General features: G+C 61.3%; 14 protein-coding genes. 8 read left to right on the top strand and 6 right to left on the bottom strand.

Going from position 1 to position 19,420, the window contains the following annotated elements; all coding sequences use genetic code 11:
- Positions 1-80 precede the first annotated feature (80 nt).
- The 3 genes from J4O76_RS23065 to J4O76_RS23055 all read left to right on the top strand — a co-directional run bounded on the left by J4O76_RS23065 (position 81) and on the right by J4O76_RS23055 (position 2,099).
- Positions 81-686: a hypothetical protein gene (locus tag J4O76_RS23065; protein ID WP_426284464.1), complete on the top strand. Its 606-nt coding sequence runs from the start codon at positions 81-83 to the stop codon at positions 684-686.
- A 187-nt stretch (positions 687-873) separates the two neighbouring features.
- Entirely contained in the window at positions 874-1,308 is a 435-nt protein-coding gene (locus tag J4O76_RS23060; RefSeq protein ID WP_426284463.1) for a hypothetical protein, read from the top strand.
- Between the two features lie 224 nt (positions 1,309-1,532).
- On the top strand, positions 1,533-2,099 hold the full coding sequence (locus tag J4O76_RS23055) for a hypothetical protein (RefSeq protein ID WP_426284462.1): 567 nt from the start codon (positions 1,533-1,535) through the stop codon (positions 2,097-2,099).
- 426 nt (positions 2,100-2,525) lie between these two features.
- On the opposite strand, the gene J4O76_RS23050 is transcribed toward J4O76_RS23055, so the two are convergent.
- Positions 2,526-4,100, bottom strand: a complete 1,575-nt coding sequence (locus J4O76_RS23050) for an alpha-L-fucosidase (RefSeq protein WP_426284461.1) — start codon at positions 4,098-4,100, stop codon at positions 2,526-2,528.
- A gap of 200 nt (positions 4,101-4,300) precedes the next feature.
- The gene (locus tag J4O76_RS23045) at positions 4,301-7,192 is read right to left on the bottom strand and encodes a TonB-dependent receptor (protein WP_426284460.1); all 2,892 of its coding nucleotides are present in this window, start codon (positions 7,190-7,192) and stop codon (positions 4,301-4,303) included.
- Between the two features lie 173 nt (positions 7,193-7,365).
- Here J4O76_RS23045 and J4O76_RS23040 point away from each other — a divergent pair, with 173 nt between their 5' ends.
- The 3 genes from J4O76_RS23040 to J4O76_RS23030 all read left to right on the top strand — a co-directional run bounded on the left by J4O76_RS23040 (position 7,366) and on the right by J4O76_RS23030 (position 9,932).
- The gene (locus J4O76_RS23040) at positions 7,366-8,160 is read left to right on the top strand and encodes an IclR family transcriptional regulator (protein ID WP_426284459.1); all 795 of its coding nucleotides are present in this window, start codon (positions 7,366-7,368) and stop codon (positions 8,158-8,160) included.
- 196 nt (positions 8,161-8,356) lie between these two features.
- Positions 8,357-9,136, top strand: coding sequence for a GDSL-type esterase/lipase family protein (locus J4O76_RS23035; protein WP_426284458.1), 780 nt, complete (start codon positions 8,357-8,359; stop codon positions 9,134-9,136).
- Position 9,137: 1 nt separating this feature from the next.
- Positions 9,138-9,932, top strand: a complete 795-nt coding sequence (locus tag J4O76_RS23030) for an SGNH/GDSL hydrolase family protein (protein ID WP_426284457.1) — start codon at positions 9,138-9,140, stop codon at positions 9,930-9,932.
- 223 nt (positions 9,933-10,155) lie between these two features.
- On the opposite strand, the gene J4O76_RS23025 is transcribed toward J4O76_RS23030, so the two are convergent.
- The gene (locus J4O76_RS23025) at positions 10,156-11,769 is read right to left on the bottom strand and encodes a DUF5597 domain-containing protein (RefSeq protein ID WP_426284456.1); all 1,614 of its coding nucleotides are present in this window, start codon (positions 11,767-11,769) and stop codon (positions 10,156-10,158) included.
- A 134-nt stretch (positions 11,770-11,903) separates the two neighbouring features.
- Here J4O76_RS23025 and J4O76_RS23020 point away from each other — a divergent pair, with 134 nt between their 5' ends.
- Positions 11,904-14,243, top strand: a complete 2,340-nt coding sequence (locus J4O76_RS23020) for a TIM-barrel domain-containing protein (protein WP_426284455.1) — start codon at positions 11,904-11,906, stop codon at positions 14,241-14,243.
- A gap of 439 nt (positions 14,244-14,682) precedes the next feature.
- On the top strand, positions 14,683-15,183 hold the full coding sequence (locus J4O76_RS23015) for a peptide-methionine (S)-S-oxide reductase (RefSeq protein ID WP_426284453.1): 501 nt from the start codon (positions 14,683-14,685) through the stop codon (positions 15,181-15,183).
- A 392-nt stretch (positions 15,184-15,575) separates the two neighbouring features.
- On the opposite strand, the gene J4O76_RS23010 is transcribed toward J4O76_RS23015, so the two are convergent.
- From J4O76_RS23010 to J4O76_RS23000, 3 genes are all read right to left on the bottom strand, one after another.
- Positions 15,576-16,862: a glycoside hydrolase family 130 protein gene (locus tag J4O76_RS23010; protein WP_426284452.1), complete on the bottom strand. Its 1,287-nt coding sequence runs from the start codon at positions 16,860-16,862 to the stop codon at positions 15,576-15,578.
- 125 nt (positions 16,863-16,987) lie between these two features.
- Positions 16,988-19,207 (bottom strand): molybdopterin cofactor-binding domain-containing protein, encoded by a 2,220-nt coding sequence (locus tag J4O76_RS23005; RefSeq protein ID WP_426284450.1) that lies wholly within the window; start codon positions 19,205-19,207, stop codon positions 16,988-16,990.
- Positions 19,204-19,386, bottom strand: coding sequence for a 2Fe-2S iron-sulfur cluster-binding protein (locus tag J4O76_RS23000; protein WP_426284448.1), 183 nt, complete (start codon positions 19,384-19,386; stop codon positions 19,204-19,206). The genes J4O76_RS23005 and J4O76_RS23000 overlap by 4 nt, the downstream gene beginning before the upstream one ends.
- Positions 19,387-19,420 lie beyond the last annotated feature (34 nt).

Below are 19,420 nucleotides of genomic sequence, written 5' to 3'. Positions count from 1 at the left end.
TCGAGAATCTCAGGTTTCGCTGGCATAGGTGCTAGTAGCGAACCATCGGTGCATTGCGCATGACAAGAGAAAGGACGGCAATGCGCTACGCCTATAGAGAGGAAAATGTCGATTATGTCGCCGATCTGACATTTGACGCACTCAGCTATGAGGAGATCCACGACAAGAAGCTGTCGCGTCCTCCCAGCAGGGTGCGCCTTGGCTTGCGACAGAGACGCGCTGATTTTGCCAAGATCATCGAACTTGGTGACGTGTCCGTACCCGGTGCGCCGTGGTTCAACGCACGGATTATGGTGCTGATGGATGAAACCCTGTTCGTAGGCGTCGATGACGGTCTGCTACTGATAGATGCCGCAACGGCCAACATTCTGAAGCGCATCCGAACTGGCAATACGGAAGTATCGGAGATCGTACCTGATTTTGATCGCCGCCGGGTCTATGTGGTCAATGAGCCGTACGGATTTGTTGCGGAGGACAACGCTTCAAATGTCGCAGCGTACGAACATAACGGTAGGCTTGCCTGGCGCGCACCGATGGCGGTTGAAGAGTGGTCGGACGCGAAAGGCTACTCTCAGATCATAGCGTTAGATCAGGCGGTGCTCGAAGTGACGACATGGACCGGGCGTTGCCACGTGGATGCCGAGGACGGTCGCGTGGTCAACTGCTGGTTCACGAAGGGAATGTAGGAGCTTTTCAGCGTTCCCAAAAAACGAACCCTTTGCAACCGACGTGCTGCTCGGGAAGCATCAGAGTTCTGCAGCGAGAAAGGCCGCAGATTGGGCCGCCTTGAGGCCGATGCGAAATCCGTGAGTTCTGCATCAGATGGGTGCGAAAGTCATAGGAGACGGGTCTGAGCCATTATAGCCTGCCCCTATGAAACATGCCGAACTACGGTCCATCGTTCACAACGTCGCCGATTCCCTCGGGAGCGGCATCGGTCTCATGATCGGCCATTACGAGATGGACGTTTATGGAGATGCCGAGCGCTCTCACGAGCGCGCGATCACGGTCGATTTCCTACACGGCGTTGTCATCGAAGGTGAACCGTCTACCTCGCTGGTGGAGTCGGTAGCGCTCTATAAGACCGCATTCGCTGACCTCTGTTCGAAAGCCGGTGGATCAATCGGTAACGTGGTAGAAGCAAAGGCGCGCTTTTGGTCCGACGCGTTGAACTGCCACTTCACAGTGACGATCACTGACCGCGACGGTCACCGCTCCGCAACAGACTATGCGGGAATACCTGGCCAACGGGTGAAGGTCCTAGATCCCCTTGGGCGCTTGCGGCCTCGGCCAAGCGCCCCGGCCTGATGCAAAACTTTTGATTTTGCATCAGGATGGTCGGAATGGAGAGGAAAGCGGACGGACCGCTTACGGAAAATCGATCGCGATAGCCGAGATGGTACGTCGCATTTTCCGAAATGATTGCGCGATAGACGTCCTGTTGGTCGGCACCGAATTACGAAGTTTGGAACGAGACTGGACCTGCTGCCGGAGACCGACGAATTAGTGCTAACAAACGGATTGGGACACCGATGGCAGACAAGCAGCATTTCGAAGCAATCGTTGGCGACATTGGTCGAAAGCTTTGGTCGATCTTCCCCGCGGATGCTGTGGAGATGCGGTTCGAGGCGCAATTTCATGAGTGGATGCAGACCGCGGGAGTCAGTCAGTGGACCCGTCGCGACGGTGTTCAAGGGCAGTATGCCGGCTTTGGTAGCAGGCCCGAAGAGGTGGAGGAGTCAATCAAGGTCGATCTCGCGAGAATGAGAACGCTGGACATCTTCCTGCCAAGGCCTTGGAATCACGTTACGGTGACATTGACCGAAACTGCTAAAATCAACTTCGATTATGCGTATGTCGACGAGATTGATCAGTGGCCTCGCCTCCATCTGATTGGAATTAGCGCTCTCGAACAAGCAGAAGCTACCCGCGACTACGGCATACCTGCTGCCGATTGGCAACATGTCGCCAGCGAGGTGCTCAAGATTAGGAGGGCGGAATATGAGGCCGCGCGGGCTCTGGGCGATGCAGTTATACAGCACGCCGTAGAGCAGAATATCAAAGACCTTCAAAGCCGGATTGAAGCTGCTGCAATCTAGCACGCGCCGAGGCCGATAGGGCAGTGAGATCACAGCGGCGCTGCATTCCAAGTTTTTCACCCATAGTGACAGGAAAGATCGCGCCTAACGAATGGCCGTTATCGGGAGTCCAGATCACGAGCTTCAACGTCCGCGTTTGGGCAAGCGGCCCCCTGCCCTACGGCTGCCGGCCAGACCCAGAAGGGGACGTTCTAGCATCGGTTCAGCTTCCCAATTCCAGCCGCTTGTTCATGTCCATAGCCAGAGGGTTGGAGCGGCGCGCCACTCCGTCTGACCGCCACGCTTTCTAGAAAGGGATCGAATCCAATAACGCCGCGGCCTACTCGATCGATTGCCGTTCATCTCTCAGAAAAGCAAAGAAGGCCTGATGACATGCGCTTGTGAGTTGACGTGTCAGCAGTCGCTGCCGATTGTCAGCGCTCTGCTTTAGGTCGTCAGTCCGACGCCGTTGATGACAAGAGCGAGCCCGATAGAATTTCGTTCGGTATCGGGCACACGAACTTCAAGCGCGTCGGCCGAACGGGTGAATGGTAAAGGTGCCTCGCTACCGGGCAGCGTTACGCGTCGTACTTCGCCTCTACCAACGGGGTTGCCGCTTCCCAGCAATGTGAGGCGCACCTTGCCGTCCGCGGGCCACCCTAGAACCAGCGCGTGAACTGCGTCGTTGCGGGTCACGTAACGTACGTCCTTTGCAGTGTAAGTGGAGGTCTGGCCTCCCTCCGAGAAAGCGCCGCCTCCATCAGTTGTCGAGCCTTCACCGTGCAAGCGCCAAGGGCGGGTGCCAAAGATAGCTTCTCCATACCGGCCCATCCAGGTCGCGATCTCCTCAACGATCTGCCGCTCCTTTTCATCGATGGTGCCATCGCCTTTGATCGGGACGCTCAACATCAGGTTGCCGTTTTTCGACACCACATCACACAAGGTATGAAGAACCTTCGCGGGGGTCTTGTATCGGTTCTCGCGGTAATATTGCTCGCCGTAGAACCAGTTTCCAAGGCACGTTTCGGTCTGCCACGGGAACGCGTCGATGTAGCTCTTCTGGCCACGCTCCACGACATCGACCAACCCCATCCGCCGCTGCGGTGGCGTTTCCTTCGCCGTTACCACACCTTCAAGTCGGCCACCGTTCCACTGCATGTTTCGGTTGTAGAAATATGCTGCCATGTCGAGCCCGGCTTGTTGCAACGGCAGGTCGTGGTTGTCGAAATAGAGCATGTCAGGCCGATACTTATCGATCAGCTCCTGGCATCGTAGTACCCACTGGCGGACGAACTCGGGATCCGGGGGCACACCCTCATCCCATAATCCATCAGTCGCGGCATGCCACGCGTTGGCCTCGGCAATCGATGTGATGCCATCGGGCATTGGCATGCTCGCCTGGGTGTAAAGCTGCTGCGGATCGAGCCCTTCCCACCAAGTGCCCCGGCCAGCAGTCTTTGTAAGTCTAGCGGCATCGTAGTGCTGACCCCGCCGCGCTCCCTCGGCATCGTAGCCGTAAGCAACCTGATTCCAGTGCCAAGCATGCCCTGAATGGTTGGACACGGCAAAGCGCAGCCCACGCTCTCGTGCAAGCTTTTCCCACGTACCCACGATATCCTTGTGCGGTCCGACCCGGGTCGAGTTCCAAGCGTGGTGAGACGAGGCATAGCAGTCCAGATTGTCGTGATGATTGGCGATCGCCATGAAATAACGGGCGCCAGCTCGCTTGTAGAGGTCCAGAAGTGCGCCAGGGTCCCAACGCTCCGCCCGCCAACGGTTCTGGATTTCCATGAATCCGGTGTCTGCGGGGTGTCCGTAATTCTTCAGGTGATGTTCGTATGAGGGATGACCTTGAAGGTACATGTCCCGCGCATACCAGTCGTCGCCTGCGGCCGGCACGGATGCAGCGCCCCAGTGCGCCCAAATACCAAATTTCGCATCGCAGAACCAGTCGGGCGCGCTGTATCCTGCCGTTAGCGAGGCCCAGTTGCCAGCGAAGCTTTGCGGCGGTGTCACCTTCACAGGCCGTAATGTTAAGGCACGCGATGCGGCATGCGAAACTTTGGTCAGCAACGGTGCAGCCGTTCCGGCAAGGCCTGCTCCTAGGATAGTCCGTCTTGTAGGCCGCAATGTTCGTTCCTCTTTATCGGTGCCGCTGGGTTCGTCCAACTCGTACGAACCCAGATCACCGATGGGAGCATTCTTCGCGCAAACGCAGCTGATCAGTAGGTCAGTCTCGCGGTAACGCTGATGCGACGATCGTTGAGAACTGACGACTGCGGGCGGCTGGGCAAGCCGTAATAGGTACGGTTCTCGGTATCTGTCAGGTTGGTGCCGTCGACGGTCAGCGCGAAGTGCGGTGCGACCGTATATGTCACGGAAGCATCAAGTTGCCCGCGCGCAGCATTGAAGATGGGCAAATTGCCGCTGCCGTTACCCGCCGTTGTGTCCACAAATTTGCTGCGCCAGTTGTACGCGACGCGGGCCGACAACGCACCCTGGTCGTAAAAGCCTATCAGGTTGTAGCTGTACTTGGACAGCTTCTCGAGCGGTACGAGCAACTGGTTGCCCGACGTATCGCGCGCACCAGGGCTAGGTGCCTTGCTGTCGACGAACGTGAAGTTGGCCTGCGTGCCGAAGCCCGACAACCATCCTGGTAGGAAGTCGAAGAAGGTGTTGCCGCCGACTTCGAAGCCCTTGATCGTGCCGTTGTCGCCGTTGAGCGGACGCGTGACTTGATAAGTGTAGGTGTTGGCACCGAAGGTGAACGTCTCGGGTGCAGTGACGTTGGCGATAAAGCCGTCGACCTTCTTGTAGAAGCCTGCCGCGTAGATCGACGTACTCTTCGACACATAATATTCGAGTGACGCGTCGGCCTGGTCGGCAGTGAGCGGGCGCAGGTTTGCATTGCCGGAACTGGCTGTTCGCTGACCGCCAGTCGCAACGAACTCGTTGATCGCGATGTTTGGGTTGAGCTGCGAGAAGTCGGGACGGGTCAACCCCTTCGATGCCGCGAGGCGCAACTGGAGCCTGTCCGTGAAATGGAAGGTCAGGTTCACACTAGGCAGGAACTTGGTGTAGTTCGAGTTCACGCTGATCGGTACGAACGCCACTGGCCCGTTGCCGAAAATCGGCTGACCGGTAGTTGCGTCAGTGCCTGTCTGGACCTGCGCCGAACGGCTCTCGAAACCCGAAGTGCCGACTTTCGTCTTCACTACGCGCAAGCCGATATTGCCGTCGATCGGTACCGCAAAGTCGGACACACCGAACTTCGCAACACCATAGGCGGTATAGGTCTTCTCACTCTGCGTGTTGCGGTCGCTCGGGAGATAGCCGACGCCCTTCAGCAGCGCGGCGGTCTGCGATGCATCGACATAAGGCGCGAGCGCGGCGCGCGTTGCATCATAGTCTAGCACGGTGTCGCGGCTAACGAACACCGCGCCAGCCGGCACGCCCTGATAGCCGCGGTACAGGCTGCCCGCGAACGGACGTACCTCATAAAGCTCCGGCGCCAGCGGCCGGTTCAGGCCGTAGTAGGCATAGCCGCTGCTGTCGGTGACAGCCGAACGATCGGTGTAGCGCAAGCCGCCACTAATCGACTTGAGGAAACCATCGAACTTGTAGGTTGCGTCAAGGCGACCCGCCTTCTCGGTGCCGACCGAATGTTCGATATGGTCGAGATAGCCACCTCCTGAGGCGTAGTTGGCCGGATCGATGGTCGACCCATTGCCGTTGGCGGCGTTGCCGTCTGGCGAGATCTGGAAGGTCGGCACGACGCCCTTGCCGGTCGCCTCGTACAGACGCTCGGCAGTCGAACTCAGGATCACGATCGAGCGAGTGCCGTTGGTGACACCGCGGACATATTGCGCATCGGCGTTGATCGTCAGCCGGTCGGTCGGGTTCCACTTGGCGTTCAGCGAGTAGTCGCTAGTGACCGAATGGCGCGTTTCCAGACTGGTGTTGGCGTTGGTCGGCACGTCGGCAAAGGTGCCACTGGTAAAGTTGCCGTCCTTGTCGAAGGTGAACGGCTTGGTGAAGTCCGGGGTGATCGGATTGTCGCCCGTATAAGCGAAATAACTGTAGTCGCCGTAACGAAACTTGAAGTCCGAACGGATGTACTCGCCGGTGAGCAACAGGCGGTCGGTTGGCTTCCATTGCACCGCGATATCGGTACCGAGGCGTCGTCGGTCGCCCAGATACTCGCCAATGCCGACACCGTGCGACAGATAGGTCGGTGTACCGGTGCGCCCGAGGCCAGCAGCAGTCGCCGCGTCGAGCGGATTGACGAACGTGCCGTTCGCGTTGCGCGCCTCGTTGAGGAGGTAGAAGGGCTGGCTGGAAATCTGGTCCTGGCGGAACGCGGTTTGCTGATACGCGAGGTCAACGAGGACGCCGATTTCGCCTATGCCTGTACTCCAACGATCGGACAGCAACAGGTTAGCTTGGGGCTTGGTCGTGCTGTACAGGTCGTAATAGTTCGAGCTGCCACTGATCGATGCCTTGAAGCCGTCGAAGTCGAACGGTTTGCGCGTGCGCAAGTTGATCAGGCCGCCCAGACCGCCTTCGATCTGTTCGGCCGACGGGTTCTTGTAGACGTCGACGCCGGCCAGCAGCTCGGACGGCACGTCCTCTAGGCTCAGGTTGCGGCCGCCATTGGCAGTGAACACGTCGCGGCCGTTTATCTCAGTGCGGACCTGGCTAAGCCCACGGATGGCGACCTGGCTTCCCTCGCCGAAGCTACGCTGGATCTGTACGCCCGTAATGCGCTGCAGTGCTTCGGCAACATTTCGGTCGGGCAGCTTGCCAATGTCTTCCGCGACGATCGAATCCACAATCTGGTCGGCGTTGCGTTTGATCGCCTGCGCGCTCGACAGGCTGGCGCGAACGCCGGTGACGACGATGTCGCCGTCGGCGGGGCCACTGCCGGTCGACTGCGGATCGGCAACGCCTTGATCGCCGCTCGGCGAGACAGTCCCACTCTGCGCTGCTGCGTCCTGCGGATTGACCGTGGACTGCGCCGCGACGGGGCTCGCCCAGATCAGGAGAAGCGCAAGCGCCGAGGTGCCGGCGTGCAGCTGGTTGCGACTAGCGCGCGGGGTCTTAGCTGAGGTCATCGTCTCACTCTCCTGACTTGGCGGCCTCTAACGGGACCCTAGCCCCAGTCTTTAACTTTAAGCGAATAAGTATGATATATAAAAGTGGGTTTCATGCGTAATTATTCCTCGTACTTTGCGGTGGAAACGGCGCTGTTGTAGAACCGGCACGCGACAGTCCGTGAAGGAGAGGTATGGAGAGCAAATCGCGTTATCAGGCGCCCGCACTGGTCAAGGGGCTCGAAATCCTTGAGTTGCTCGCCTCGGCCAGCACTCCGCTCATGATGTCAGATATATCGACCGCACTCGGCCGATCGGTGAGCGAAATCTTTCGGATGCTTCAGGTGCTCGAGGAGTATCGCTACATCGCGCGCGGTGACGACGGCTACCGGCTGACGGACCGGTTATTCGCGCTCAGCATGGGCCAACCGCCTGTCCGAGATCTCGTCTCGACCGCGCTACCATTGATGCGCGATGTCGCTCGCAAAACCGGGCAAAGTTGCCATCTGGCCGTCGTTTCCGGTGCTGAAATGATCGTTATCGCAGGGATGGAGGCGCCAGGCCTCTCCGGGTTCGCAGTGCGCGTGGGATATCGACGCCCTCTTCACAACTCGGCTTCAGGACGTGTCCTGCTCGCCTTCCAGACCATCGAGACGAGGCGGGCGATGCTGGACGACATTCGCCAGACCGGCGCCAAGATCGAAGAAGGCGGGCTTGCGGCAAAGCTCTGCGAACTCGCCGCCAATGGTTGCGGCACGAGTCCTAGCCCGGTACTGAACGGCATCACCGACCTATCGGTACCTATCCTCGCTGCAGGGATCGCGCGTGCCGCTTTGACCATGCCGTTCGTCGATGGTCCCGCTACTCGCGTGACGCTTGACGCCTCCAAGACCGTCCTGCGCGAGGCCGCAGCCACAATAGCCGAACAGCTCACTCCCGTGGTGCACGATCGCGTCGGCGCTGATCGCCAAGAAGTTTCATCCGCATGAACTCATCCCATGATCCTGTTCCACGCAGAGGCGCCGCAAGCGTGTGCGCAATCCACCAGACAGAGATCGTGTACGCGCCTGCCGATGCCGCGAACATCAAAAGTATGCGCCTCGATCATGCGTGGACCGTCGATCGCTGGACATTGACGTGACCCGGTCTGTTCGCAACCTTCGCGACGCATCACGGCGCACTTCCATGAACGCGGCAGTCCTCATCTTGGCGCTCCTTTCTGGCGCGGCCAGCGCACAAAACTATCAAAGCTCACCCGAGCGCAGGACAGTCGTGGAAAAGGACTGGGGACGCTGGCTCGGCCCATTCCGCGCAAAACTGTTGCCGAGCCTGATGCAGGATTTCGGCGAACGCTACATCTATCAAAAGGCCAATGCCGCCCTTCCGGCCCGCAAACCCGGCGAGCGCCGCGTCGTATTCCTCGGCGACTCCATCACCGACCGCTGGAATCTTGCCGTCAGCTTCCCTGGCCAACCCTATATCAACCGTGGAATTGGCAGCCAGGTCACCGCGCAGATGGTTCTCCGCTTCCACGAAGACGTGATCGCGCTCGACCCACAGGCAGTGGTGATCCTCGCTGGCGTCAACGACGTACAGGGCTTCCTGCAACAAGAAGCCCCCGAGCAGATCGAAACCAACTGGGAAGCCATGGCCGACCTAGCCGACGTGCATCACATCAAAGTCGTGTTTGGATCACTGCTCCCGGTAAACAACTATACCGAAGCCGCACGCGATGTCGTCAAGGAGCGGAAACCCGACGAACTCCGCGCCCTCAACGCCTGGCTCCGCGCGTTCTGTGCAAGGCGGGGCTATGCCTATGCCGACTACTATGATGTACTGGTCGACGACAACGGCCTGCTTGGCCACGCCTACACCACCGACGGCGTACACCCCCTCGACATTGGCTATGCCCGCATGACTCCGATCGCCGCGCGCGCGATCGCCTCTGCACTTGCAAGGAACTGATATGCACCACCAAAGTCTCGCAGCTCTACTTGCCGCCCTCCTACTCTCAGCGCCTGCCTCTGCGCAGACTATAGTCCCCGGCGACCCCTACGCCGACGACGCCGTAGGCATTGTCGCCGACCCGTGTCCTACTCATCCTAAGCCAACCGACAGCTACCAGATGTATAATCTGCACATGCTGACGCGCGATTATGGTCAAATCTGCCGCTACGCCGCGCAGAACGCCGCGCTGAAGACACCTACGCGCGTCGTCTTTCTGGGCGATTCGATCACTGACAACTGGATCGGCGCGGATGCGTCGCTGTTCGCAAACGGCCTTCTCGACCGTGGAATCAGCGGCCAGACCACGCCGCAGATGTTGATCCGCTTCCGCAACGACGTAGTCCTGCTTCACCCAAAGGCGGTACACATCATGGCTGGCACCAACGACATCGCGGGTAATACGGGCGCCGCGACGATGGCGACCGTTGAGGGTAACATCGCCAGTATGGCCGAACTCGCTCACGCAAACGGTATCAAGGTAATTTTGGCTTCGACCCCGCCCGCCAGCGCCTTCCCGTGGAACCCGTCGAAGCGTCCCTCGCCGCAGATCGTCGAACTTAACGCCTGGATACGGGGCTACGCAAAGACGCACGGCTACACGTATGTCGACTACTACAAAGTGTTGACCACGCCCGAAGGTGGCATGAAACCCGGTCTGTCGAGCGACGGCGTCCACCCGACTCCCGCCGGCTACGCTATCATGAAACCCCTCGCGCTGGCTGCGATCGCCAAGACACTGGGAACCGGCAATTGAGGTATGACCGCCGCGGCGTCCTCGCTGGCACCGCCGCCTCGAGCTTTGCCACCGGCCGAGCGCGCGGCGAGATCGAGCGATGCACATCGAAGGCCGCGAATTGGTATGATTTAACGCCACCTGGCGGAGGGCGCGGTTCAATTGACGATATATCGGTCTGGCCGAGACACCATCCCGGCTGGCCCGGCGCTTGCCGGGGAAGTCAGGGGCAACAAGGCGACGCCTACTTATACACTCCCATCGTCACTTTGAGCAGCAGCGGTCGGTTGATGATGTTGAGGCCATAATCTGTTTGGTCCCCATTCCACACCGCTGTCGTTGTCCAGCGGCCGCCGGTCAGCGTCCCCTCCTCGACTCGCACCATCATTCCCTTGGCCGGCCCGCTCGACGTCATGCCGAAGTTCAGTCGCACATAATCGCCTGCGACCAGAAATTCGTTGGGTGACAGTTGCGCCACCACCGCGCCGCCGACCGGCTGGTCCGCCCAGCCCGGCTTATCCGACTTGATCCAAGTCCATTCCTTCTGCCCAAACTGCCACTGGCCGAAGCTCGCCGTAATCGACCAGTCGCCCATCACCGTCGACTGCGCCGCGCCGTCGTCGCCCTTGGCCACGCCCCAGGTCGGACACGTGAACGCTACTTTCGCCCATTCGCGCGCTATTGGTGCGAACAATGCGTATTTGCGGCCGATTGCCCCTACCGTCTCGTCGTCCAGCATCTTTGCACCGAGCGGATAGTTCGAGTACCCGGTGTCATCCATGCCGAACGGTGAATAGCCGATGGCGCCGCGCCCCAGCGCCAGCCAGAAGAACCGTGCGAAGTCGGCCGCATTGCCGATCTCGGGCACCAGCAAAGCGTTGTCCGGCCGCGTATAGGCTCCGAGATATGCAACGACGTTGCTCGCCTTGCGGTCGTAAATGTCGGGCGCTGCAGCATCGATCGACGGCGCTGCCGCCTTCCAGATGTCAAGCACGTCCTGCTGCGGCCCGCCGCTCGCGACGCCGTTGGGATCGGGCACGTTTGAGGGTCCGGCAAGCGATGCATTTACATACATCGGTAGGGGCTTGATCGCCTTACCCGCCGCGGCGATCGCGTCGACGAAGCGCGCAACGTGCCATGTGTTGAACGCCCGATCGGCCTGCGCGCCGAATACCGCGCCCCACGTGCCGGGCTTTTTGCTAAGCGCCCTTGTCAAGGACGCTGGCACTGCCTGATTGAACAGCGCATTCGCCTTCGCGCCATAATCGCGCGGGTTACTGTAACTGCCTGTCTCGTTCTCGGGCTGGACCATAATCACAGTGTTCTGTGGATCGTGCGCCTTGAGGTACGTCATCAGCGCAACGAACGCCTTTTTATCCGCCTCCATCGTTGCGGGGAACATCGCTGAGAGCACGCCATGATCCTTGCCATCACGCGTCTTCATCCGGGGGAAGCGCACATTGTCGAGCTTTACCCAGTCGGGCGTATAGGCGAACGACGTGTTCTTCCACGTGCCGAACCAGAGCAGGACGACGCGCTTGTCGTGCGTACGCGCCTGGTCTAGCAGCGTTTGCACGAATGTGAAGTCGAACTTGCCTTCGATCGGTTCGATCTGCTGCCACGCGACCGGCATCTCCAGCGTGTTAGCGTGCATCCGGTCGAGCATTGGCCACACCGCGGGCAACTGCGATACATAGTTGCTCGAATTGTTCGCTTGTGCGCCGAGCATCAAGAACGGCGCGCCATCGACGATCAACGCGTGGCGCCCGTCGCGCGTCTCGATCTTTGGGATCGGCGTCGCTTGGGCGAACGCCGTGCCGGAAGCGAGCAGGGCCAAGGTTGCAAGTGCGATACGCATGATGTTCCTCTCCGGACGGATACCCTCTGGTCCCGACGTTATTTGTATGATCAAGCATGACTTGCGCTGATGAACAAGGATATCATAAGTGAAATTACGAAGCGGACAACCGCGCCACGTCCGGGAGAGAGATAATGAGCTGTCCGTTCATCCGTCGCGCGCTGCTGCTCGCCACCGGCGCCTCGCTGGTCGCGTTTGCCGCACCCGCGCTCGCCAAGCCGCTCGCTACCGTCGACCGCAATGGAAGCTTGGTCGCGATCGAACCCTACGCGCCTAATATCGTCCGGGTCACGATCGCGCTCGACCGTGACGAGGTGACGGCCGCACCCGGGCCTGGCCCTAACGCCAAGCCCGACGCGACCGGTTGGAGCCACCGCACCGATGCCAGCGGCGACGTCTTCGCTTCTTCCGCGCTGTTGATCACGGTCGATGCCAAGCCTTGGCCGAAGGCGCCTAGCCAAATGGAACGCTATTTCGCGCCCTCGCTGCCGGGCGTCGGGATCACGATCAAGCGCGCCGACGGCAGCGCGCTCGCCGAGATGACCGGCTGGGAAATGGCGCCGCAGACCATCAACGGTGAAAAGACGTTCCGGGTCGGCGCTAGCTTCGCGGTGCATCCCGACGAGCATTATTACGGCCTTGGCCAGAACCAGGAAGGCAAACTCGATCTCAAGGGGCGAACCATCGATTGCCGCCACAATTACGATGCCCCCGCCGGCGAGACGCTCTGCGTGCCGTTTATGGTTACCAACAAGGGCTATGGCATCGTCTGGGATAATCCGTCGGCGACGACGGTGTCGCCGGGGCTGCACAATTCGACGCACTGGCAGTCTAACGTCGGGGAGCGCGTCTCGTTCTTCGTCATCAGCGGCGCGACCACCGACGAGATCTATGCGGGTTACGCGAAGCTCACCGGCGCCACTCCCCTGCCCCCCAAGGCCGCCTTCGGACTGATCCAGTCCAAGGCGCGCTACGAGACACAGGCTGAGCTGCTCGCCGTCGCGGAAGGGTATCGCAAGCGCAATCTGCCGCTCGACGTGATGGTGCTCGACTGGTTCTACTGGTCGCGGATGGGGCAGCTGGACATCGACCGCACCTATTTCCCCAACCCCAAGGGCATGAACGACACGCTGAAGGGCCTCGGCATGCGCTCGATCATCAGCGTCTGGCCGCGGTTCGAGCGGGAGTCGCGCTATTACGACATGCTAGCGAGCAAGGGCTGGATGCTCCATGAAAAGGACGGCGGTGTGGTCGACGGGCTGCCAGTCCGCTCCGACCGTACCGGCGGCCTGCTCGATTCGACCAACCCGGACGCGCGCGAATGGTTCTGGGGCAAGATCCGCGACAACATCGCCAGCCAAGGCTTCGACTGGTTCTGGCTCGACGAGACCGAGCCGGATTTAGTACCGGACGGCCATTTCTACTCGATCGGATCGGGTGACCGCTATCACAACCTCTACCCGCTCGTGCATACTACGGGGGTCGCCGACGGCTCGGCACGCGACCGACCTGATTTCCGTAATCTGATCCTGTCACGCGCCGCCTATCTCGGTACGCAGCGCAACGGCGCGTTGTTCTGGTCGTCGGACATTCAGTCGACTTGGGAAGCCTTGCGTCGCCAAGTCCCTGCGGGCCTCGGCTTCACCGCAACCGGCATGGCCTATTGGAGCAGCGACACCGGCGGTTGGCAGTATCCGAACGGCCCCAAGGCGTTGAACCCCGTGCTCCTCGACCCTGCCGGCGCGGCCGCAATGTCACCGAGCTATGCCGATTACCCAGAGCTTTTCACGCGCTGGTTCGCCTATAACAGCTTCACCCCGACACTGCGTATCCATGGCCAGCGCCCCGGCACGGCACTCTGGGATTACGGCACCGCCGCTGAACCCGTTCTCGCGAAGTTTCTAAAGCTCCGTTATTCGCTGATCCCGTACATATACTCGCTAGGGCACACGACATATCAGACCGGCGCACCATTCATGCGCGCACTGTTTATGGATTTCCCGAACGATCCGAAGGTCGCCGACATGGGCGACGAGTACATGTTCGGCCCCGCCTTCCTCGTTGCCCCCGTCACCGACCAAGGCGTTACCAGCCGAAAGGTCTATCTCCCCGTTGGTGCCGACTGGTATGATTTTTGGACTGAGAAAAAGTACACTGGCGGCCAAACGATCGATGTTGCCGCACCGATCGATCAGATCCCGCTGTTCGTCCGCGCCGGATCCATTCTACCGATCGGCGTTCAGGTGCCGAGCACCTCGACGCGCCAGCCGTTAGAGTCCATCCGCATCTATCCGGGCCGGAGCACCAGTTTCTCGCTCTACGACGACGACGGCACCACCAACGCCTACAGGAAGGACGGCGGCAAGTCGGCGACATTACGCTGGGACGACACCGCCGCACGGCTTAGCGCTTCGACCGCGCTACCGACGGGGCAGGATCCCGCCAAGCTTGTTCGCTTGGTCGAAGGTCGATGATTACTTGCGACGGTCCCCTATGGACCGCCGCAAATAAGTCAGATACGATGACTTGCAGTTCGAGAGCCCGCGCCTGAACGGTACTCGCCAATCACCCCAAATGTATAATGATCATAATACCCGATATGCGGACGCCCGTATTGATTTTCCAAGCGGCTTGAGCGTTCAGGTTGGGTGATGGGCCAGAGCAAACCTTGACTAGTAGACCCACAACTGGTCGTTCAGAACGACGTGAGTTTATCTCGAAACCATTGGTTCGTTCAGGTGTTGTCTAGCGGGTGTACTCGGGCCGGTATCGGTCAGCGCCGTCGGCGGACAAGCCCATTCGGGAAGACGGCCTGGCCGATGCCAGGCCACGATCCGACCACCGCTACACGTTGCCGCCATTCAACGCAGAAAGCGGAAGGGCATCTCGCCTGACCGGTTGGAGAAGGTAAGCATGGAAACGGCGGGCTTCGGCGGCGGGTGTCATTGGTGCACCGAAGGCGTGTTTCAAATCCTGCGCGGCGTCTCCCAGGTCAATCAAGGCTTTCTGCAATCGACCGCACCCGACGATGCCTGGGCCGAAGGAGTGATGGTCCGATTCGATCCCGGGATAATTTCGTTCGACATTCTGATTGAGGTCCATCTGCGCACCCATTCGGCGAACAGCGGCTATTCACCGAACGGGCGTTACCGCAGCGCTGTCTATTTTGGGGATGCCGACCAGTGGCATCGGGCGGCTACGGCGATCACCCTGCTCAGGCAGGAAGTTGACAGCGCTGTGCGGACGAAGGTGTTGCCGCTCGTCGGGTTCCGGTCATCGGAAGAGCGCTACCGCAACTATTACCGTACCGATCCGACCCGACCTTTCTGCCAACGCTATATCGACCCCAAGCTGGTTGCGATCCGGCGAGACTTCGCCCGGCATGTCCTGTCCGAGGGCGACGCAGTGCGATAGCGATTCCAACGGCTGTCATGCCAAGACGCGGCAGCGACCCGTGCTATTCCTCTGCCCCGATGCTATGGCGATCTACGTCGAGACCGCCTGCTCACTTGTCAGTTGCATTTGTCACATCGGTGTCAGCGGTTTTGCCGGCAATGCGGAGATCACTCGTGTCAGCCGGACGGCTCCCTTCCTTCCCGCGTTCCTGTCTACCGCGCATGCTGCCGTTGCACGCCGAGGACGGGCAGGATCCATACTCGGCTATACTCGGCTATCAGACCGGCTGTCTGGGAGACGAGCCCGGAATGGCAGCTTACCAACTTAGAAATGCGACATCCGTCGCCCAACCGTAGTTGGTGAGCTTGCCAGGTTCCACTACCCAAAACGCCAGCCTGCGCCACGCCGGATCAAGTGTCGGTCATCACGGATAGCAGGTCATCCACGTCTCCCACGGCAAACGCCGAATACTCGTCGCCGATCGCGTAGGGCAGCAAGATGCGGCGATCCCGGATCAGCGCACCGCAGCTATAGGTCACGTTCGGCACATAGCCCCCGCGTTGTTCCGCGCTGGGAAACAGCAACGGCGATGCCGTGCGGGCGAGCACCTTCGACGGATCGTCCTTGTCGAGCAGGCATGCACCAATACAATATCCCCGGACCATGCCGACACCGTGCGTGAACACCAGCCAACCCTCGTCTATCTCGATCGGCGATCCGCAATTGCCCAGCTGCACGAACTCCCACGGATATTTCGGCGCCATGATCGGCGTTCCGGTCTCCCACGTGTAGAGATCGTCCGATCGCAGCAGCCAGATGTTCTCGCTGTCTTGGCGGCCCAGCATCACGAACTGATTGTCGATCCGCCGCGGGAACAGCGCCATCCCCTTGTAGCCGGTCATGGCGCCGGCAAGCGCCCTCATCTCGACCCGGCGCAGGTCGACTCCGCGCAGGATTTCCTGGCGCGCATCCTTGCCGTCGAACGCGGTGTACGTGCCGATGATGCTGCGGACACCGTCGTGATCGGTGAAGTTGACCAGTCGCAGATCCTCTATGCCCTGTCGCTGGCTCGGTAAGACCGGGAAGATGACGGTTTCGGACGCATCCCGGCTGTCTTCGCAGAGCAGGCGGACCCACCCGTCATCCTGCCGCTCAATGCGCGGCGGGACGCCGTGCGCGCTGGCCGGATCGATCACCAGCCGATCGCCCGGTCCCCACTCGCCGGTACGGAACGTGATCGACGATATATGACCTTCGCCGATGCCGCGCAGCGACATGACGAAGCGGACCGCGCCCGGCACGGACGGTTCTTCATCCGTCAGTGAAACGATGCTGGGGTTGAAGAGCGCGGCGGACTCGAACGCGTATTCCTGGCTGAAATAGGCGCCGATGATCAGCCGTTCGTCCTCGTTGAAGTCGCCGTCCCCTATGTCCTGCCGTACCTCATCGAAACGACGCAGCAGGACCTGCTCGGCGTTGCGGTGGCGCTCGCGCATGGGCGTCAGCAGCAGGTCGCGCATCCTTTGGCGCATCGTATCGTCCAGCGCCTGGACGCGGTCCACGACGACTTGGCTGCGGGGCGGGCGGTCCGCCTCGAACGCTTTCGGATAGCCGAAGCTGAACGGCCGGATCACGGTGCGCGACGGATCGGGCTTCAACTCGACGTCCAGCGTCGTGAAGACATCGGCAGCGTTCATCGGCATCGGCCTTTCAGCTATTCTCGCGAGAGAGCGCTCGCGACACGCTGAGGTAACGATGTCGAGCGGCACCCGATCCCAGGTCCGTAGGTATGAAGTCTTGGCTGAAGTGCAGGGTCTAACGGTTACGTCTGCGGCAACGACCGGCCGATCAAAGGCATATTTCGCAGCCGCTCCCCCGTCGCTGAAGCCAGAGCATTCGCCAGCGCGGCCGCGGTCGGTCCCTGGGCACATTCACCGGTCCCGAGGAAAGGCGTGCCCGGCCGATCGATGACCTCAACTTTTACGCTGCGTGGCGCATCGGCAAACCGGAGTATCGGATAGGTGCTCCAATCGTAATCGGTCCGGCGCGCCCCGTCGTGCCCGGCCGCTTCGAAGGCGGTCCAGCTCAGCGACTGGACGATCCCGCCCTCCACCTGATTGCGGATGCCATCCGGGTTGACGGCCTCGCCGCTGTCCACGGCAGCGACTGCGCGGTGGACGATCAGCCGGCCTTCGTCGGGGATACGCTCTACGTCGAGCGCGATGGCGCAATAGGCCCCGTGGTTCTTGTAGCGGGCAAAGGCGAAGCCCCGCCCGCGATTGGGGGCGGATCGGTATCGCGCCCAGCCAGACCGTGCTGCGGCCTGCCGGATCACAGCAGCCGCGCGTGGATCGTCCAAGTGCGCCAGCAGGAACGCAACCGGATCCTGTCCCGCTGCTGCCGACAGCTCATCCATAAAGCTTTCAAGCGCGAAAATGTTCAGGTGCGCGCCCAGGCCCCGCAGCGCCGAGACGCGTACCGGCATGTCGGGCAGAAAATGGCTGACGATGGTCTGGTTAGGAAAACGATAGAGTGGAATGGCGTTGCGGTCGCCGCCGCCATTGGGCTGCGGGATCGGTTTCGGCGGGGTCGGCTTGAACGACGATACGACTTCGGCACCGGCGAGAAGATCGCCCGCCGCGACCGGTCGCGTGCTGTGCGTATTGCTCCACACCTGATGCCGCCAGTCGACGATCCGTCCCGATGCATCGAGCGTCGCGTCGACCTGCGCGAGCATCGCCGGCCCGAGCGGTTCCCAGCCATATTCCTGCTCGCGGCTCCATTGCAGCCGCACGGGGACGCCGGGCATCGCGCGGGCGATCAGCGCAGCGTCCCCGGCCACATCGTCCGCGCCGTTGTGCCCGTAGCATCCTGCTCCTTCGCGGTGGACGCACCGGACACGGTCGGCCGGGATCGCGAGCAGTTCGGCGATCGCCTGGCGGAGCGGCTCGACACCCTGGCTATGCGTCCACACCGTCAGCCGATCCTCGGCAAACAGTGCCACCGCACAGGTCGGCCCGATCGCGCCATGCATCAGATAGGGCCTGTCATAGCGTGCCGACAACTGCTGGACGCCGCGCGCTTCAGGGTCATCGCGGCGGTTGTCGATCACCTGGCTTTCCCGCCGCATGTCCAGCAGCCCAGCCGGCATCGGGAACAACGCCGGCACCGACGGATCGCGCACCCAGAGGCCCCGATTGGCCACGCGAAGCGCCTGCTCGAGCGGCCATTCGTGCGGCCCGACGATTGCGGCGAAACGGCCGACCTGCACAACCCTCGCGACACCCGGTCGTCGGCGCAGCACAGAAAGATCGGGCGTCAGTTGCGTGCCGGATGACGGTCCGCGCAGGACCCGGGCGTGCACCATGCCGGGCAGCCGCATGTCGTGCACATAGCTTGGCAAGCCGGTCAGCTTGGCGGGCAGGTCGACGCGCGGTACCGGCCGCCCGATCAGCCGTCGAGCCTCCCGACGCTTGCGTGGTACGTCCGCCCTTGCGCGCACTGCGAGCGAGGTGGATGCAGCCAGCCCCGCATAGGTCGCGCGCCGACCCTGCCCATCGAGCACGGCACCGTCGCGTGTGAACAATGTGGTCGCCGCCACGCCCCACCGCGTCGCGGCTGCCTCGGCAAGCAACAGCCGGACGTTGGCGGCGGCATTGGCGATCGCGGTGCCGCTCTGTTCGAGCGTCTGGCTCCCCGCGGTCACGCCCTCGTTCGGTGTCAGGCCCGTGTCCCCGGTGATGAGGTCGATCCGGTCGATGGCGACGTCGAGTTCGTCGGCGGCAAGCTGCGCCATCGCGGTCTTCACACCGGTGCTGAGTTCGACCTTGCCCGTGAACACGGTTACGCGACCGTCGGGTGCGATCCGGATCCAGGCGTCGAGATCGGGGAACTTGGCCAGTGTCCCCGGTAGGTCAGGCGCGATTGTCGGCGGTCCGCCACTACCCTCGCCGCCGGTCTGCGACAACGCGGTAGACGGCGCGAGCGAGAATGCGACGAGCAAGCCGCCCAGCACGTCGCGGCGTGACGCCTCGCCGCTCACGTCACGGGTTCCGCGGCATCGACCACGCCGCCGCCGCGCATCACCGCTGCCCTCCGCACCGCGCGCAAAATCCGCATGTGTGTCCCACACCGACAGAGCGAGGGTGCCATCGCCGTCCGCAATTCGTCCTCGGTCGGGGTCACAGTCTTGCGCAGCAGTCCTTCCGCACGCACCATCACGCCGGGGATGCAATAGCCGCACTGCGCCGCCTGT

The sequence above is a fragment of the Sphingomonas sp. NFX23 genome (assembly GCF_049887795.1).
In the GTDB taxonomy this organism is placed as follows: domain Bacteria; phylum Pseudomonadota; class Alphaproteobacteria; order Sphingomonadales; family Sphingomonadaceae; genus Sphingomonas.
Note: the sequence above shows the minus strand (reverse complement) of the source record. Positions and strands in the feature narration are given on the sequence as shown.

Excerpts from the sequence above, each read along its gene's own strand:
- J4O76_RS23020 (WP_426284455.1), top strand. The coding sequence starts at position 11,904 with ATGAGCTGTCCGTTCATCCGTCGCGCGCTGCTGCTCGCCACCGGCGCC.
- J4O76_RS23015 (WP_426284453.1), top strand. The coding sequence starts at position 14,683 with ATGGAAACGGCGGGCTTCGGCGGCGGGTGTCATTGGTGCACCGAAGGC.
- J4O76_RS23030 (WP_426284457.1), top strand. The coding sequence starts at position 9,138 with ATGCACCACCAAAGTCTCGCAGCTCTACTTGCCGCCCTCCTACTCTCA.
- J4O76_RS23040 (WP_426284459.1), top strand. The coding sequence starts at position 7,366 with ATGGAGAGCAAATCGCGTTATCAGGCGCCCGCACTGGTCAAGGGGCTC.
- J4O76_RS23065 (WP_426284464.1), top strand. The coding sequence starts at position 81 with ATGCGCTACGCCTATAGAGAGGAAAATGTCGATTATGTCGCCGATCTG.
- J4O76_RS23060 (WP_426284463.1), top strand. The coding sequence starts at position 874 with ATGAAACATGCCGAACTACGGTCCATCGTTCACAACGTCGCCGATTCC.
- J4O76_RS23025 (WP_426284456.1), bottom strand. The coding sequence starts at position 11,769 with ATGCGTATCGCACTTGCAACCTTGGCCCTGCTCGCTTCCGGCACGGCG.
- J4O76_RS23045 (WP_426284460.1), bottom strand. The coding sequence starts at position 7,192 with ATGACCTCAGCTAAGACCCCGCGCGCTAGTCGCAACCAGCTGCACGCC.
- J4O76_RS23055 (WP_426284462.1), top strand. The coding sequence starts at position 1,533 with ATGGCAGACAAGCAGCATTTCGAAGCAATCGTTGGCGACATTGGTCGA.
- J4O76_RS23035 (WP_426284458.1), top strand. The coding sequence starts at position 8,357 with ATGAACGCGGCAGTCCTCATCTTGGCGCTCCTTTCTGGCGCGGCCAGC.
- J4O76_RS23010 (WP_426284452.1), bottom strand. The coding sequence starts at position 16,862 with ATGAACGCTGCCGATGTCTTCACGACGCTGGACGTCGAGTTGAAGCCC.